Source organism: Butyrivibrio sp. (genome assembly GCF_024699075.1).
Map to the genome: position 1 here is coordinate 1 of NZ_JAILQF010000341.1, position 2,966 is coordinate 2,966.

Below are 2,966 nucleotides of genomic sequence, written 5' to 3' on the forward strand. Positions count from 1 at the left end.
TCCTGATACAGCAAGGCGGGCATCCTTAGCCTTCTTGCCTGACTGCTCTTCGTACTTTGCAAGGATAGACTTGATACGAACAATAGTATAAAGAAGGTATGGACCTGTATCTCCTTCAAATGAAGTAAACTTGTCTATATCAAAGATATAGTCCTTTGATGGCTGATTAGAGAGATCTCCGTACTTAAGCGCAGCAAGAGCTACCTGATGAGCTGTCTTTTTAGCTTCTTCATCATCTATAGCTTCATTACCCTCTTTGATACGACTGTACATCTTCTCATCAATCTCAGATATAAGGCTTTCAAGACGCATTACACCGCCCTGTCTTGTCTTAAATGGCTTACCATCGCTTCCGTTCATAGTACCAAAGCCTACGAACTGAAGGTCTGTCTCAGGCATAACAAGCTTGGACTTGTGAGCACTTCTAAATACCTGTGTGAAGTGAAGTGTCTGACGCTTATCAGCTACATAGTAGATAGCATCCGGATGATACTCATCCATACGCTTTTTAATAGTAGCAAGGTCTGTTGTAGCATAAAGTGCAGCACCGTCACTCTTAAGTACGATACAAGGAGGAAGCTCCTTGGAATCATCTTCTCTTGTAACATCTATAACAAGTGCGCCCTGGCTTTCGTGAGCATATCCGTTATCCTTGAAATAATCAACCATTCCGGGGATTATGTCATGAACTGTGGACTCGCCCCACCAGAGATCAAAATCAACATTAAGGTTCTTGTAGTTCTTCTTAAGGTCAGAAACTGATACGTTAAGGATGTGGTGCCATAAAGCGCGGTATCCTCTGTCTCCGTCCTGAAGCTTCTTGGTTGCTTCAAGTGCAGCAGCCTTGTACTCTTCATCTTCTTTGGATTTACCGGATGCAAGAGGATAGATTGTCTCAAGCTCTGAAAGTGTAAACGGAGGCTCCTTAGGATAGCTTCCTGTAAATGACTCATCAAAATAAGGAAGATCAGGTTTCTGAAGCTTGAGCTCTGTAATAATGAGACCCATCTGAAGACCCCAGTCTCCAAGATGAACATCACCTACAACCTTATTTCCTGTATATCTTAGTATTCTCTTTAAAGACTCACCGATAACAGCACTTCTAAGATGTCCTACATGAAGAGGCTTAGCTACGTTAGGTCCGCCGTAATCAAGAACTATTGTAGGCTCATGACCCGGAAGACTAACACCAAATCTCTTCTCATGGAGCATCTTTACTATATATGAACGAACAAATTCGCGGCTTACTGTAAGATTAAGAAATCCTGGCTTTACAGATTCAGCCTTTTCAAACATTTCATTTCCTGAAAGCTTTTCTGCAACTTCATCGGCGATCATAAATGGAGCCTTGTGATACTGCTTCGCACCTGCCATGGCACCATTACACTGATATTCGCAAAGGTCAGGACGGTTTGAAACACCGCATCTGCCAAGGCTTCTGTCATATCCTGCTGCCTCAAAGGCATCGGAAACTTCTTTACTTATGAGATCTAATATCTTTTCCAAAATAGTATCCTTTCAATAAAGCTATAATAAAGTCAAAAATCTATTAATGTATAATAATAAAGAAACAACACTTAGTCAAATAAGAAATTCGTCTTACGAAATCTCCCTTGTAGCCGCTTTTTCCCGCTCTCTTTGAGCTTTGGAATATGAACAGCCACAGTAATCCTGTCTGTATAAACCAAACATTTTTGAAAGTTCAATTGAACGCTTATATCCATTCTTTTTCTTAAAATCAGATGGAAGGAAAATAGTTCCGAATTTATCCGCAGCTTCTTTTCCCGCCTTGTTGAGATTATCAGCATTCTTTAAAGGGCTTATGGTAAGCGTTGTAGTAAAGCCGTCAAATCCCATCTCCTTAGCAATACGTGCAGTCTCATCAAGTCTGAGCTCAAAGCACTTTACGCATCTGTCACCGCCTTCAGGGCAATCTTCAAGCCCCCTTACAGCTTCAATCCAGGATGACGGATTATAATCTCCTTCAAGAAAGTTTATCTTCCTTGCCTTATCATCAGAATTCATGCCTTCAAAATTCTTATCATCAATCTGCCTGTTATAGGCTTCTATCAGTCTTTTAGCTTCTTCAACTCTTTTATGATATTCAGATTCTGAAGTAATATTGGGATTATAGTAAAAAAGTGTGATGTCAAAATATTCCCTTAAGTATTCCAGACAATATGAAGAACATGGAGCGCAGCAGGCATGCAGTAAAAGCTTTGGATATATGCCTTCTTTCTGCTTTTGTTCTATATACTTTTCAAGTTCTTTTGCATAATTTTCTTTGTTCATAGTGGTACATCCATATATCTGATGAAATATGACTAAATGTGTTAATTCTGACTTTATATGATAATCTAATTAAGTATTGTAATTTTAACATGATAGTTCTAATTAAATAGGATAATTGTAATTTGGTTAAACTCTATCTGTTCGGATTTCCAAATACATAATTATTTAATCTGAATCATCATGTTAAGATTTTCTAATAAAGGATATATGTTTTTTTATCTTCTTGCAAGTTCCCAGAATGCGACCGCGCTTGCAGCTGCAACATTTAAAGAATCAACGTCATGCGCCATAGGAATTATAACCTTGTAATCAGACATGGATATTGCAAGGTCAGAAAGGCCGTCTCCTTCATTTCCCATGATTATTGCAAGCTTATCTTCTTTTTTAAGCCTGTCATCATCAAGTCTTATGGAATCAGTTTTAAGCGCCATCGCAGCAGTTTTAAATCCTTTTGCATGAAGCATATCAAAATTTTGCAAAAGAAGGCCGGCGCACCTTTGTCTCCCATCATCATATTCTTCTTTGCAGGTGTCCAGATAAGTCCAGGGTATTTGAAATACGTTACCCATACTGACTCTTATCGCCCTTCTTGAAAGCGGATCACAACACCCTTTTGTAAGAAGAATTGCTTCTACATTAAAAGCCGCAGCGCTTCTGAATATGGCACCTATATT

Annotated in this window: 3 protein-coding genes; all 3 read right to left on the reverse strand. The window is 39.0% G+C overall.

The annotated features are described in order from the left end of the window. The coding region (argS, locus tag K6G87_RS13855; protein WP_296838489.1) for an arginine--tRNA ligase at positions 1-1,506 on the reverse strand (1,506 nt) is incomplete at its 3' end. Between the two features lie 93 nt (positions 1,507-1,599). Continuing rightward, entirely contained in the window at positions 1,600-2,292 is a 693-nt protein-coding gene (locus K6G87_RS13860; protein ID WP_296838491.1) for an epoxyqueuosine reductase QueH, read from the reverse strand. A gap of 215 nt (positions 2,293-2,507) precedes the next feature. Continuing rightward, positions 2,508-2,966: TrmH family RNA methyltransferase (locus K6G87_RS13865; protein ID WP_296838494.1), on the reverse strand; the 459-nt coding region annotated here is incomplete at its 5' end.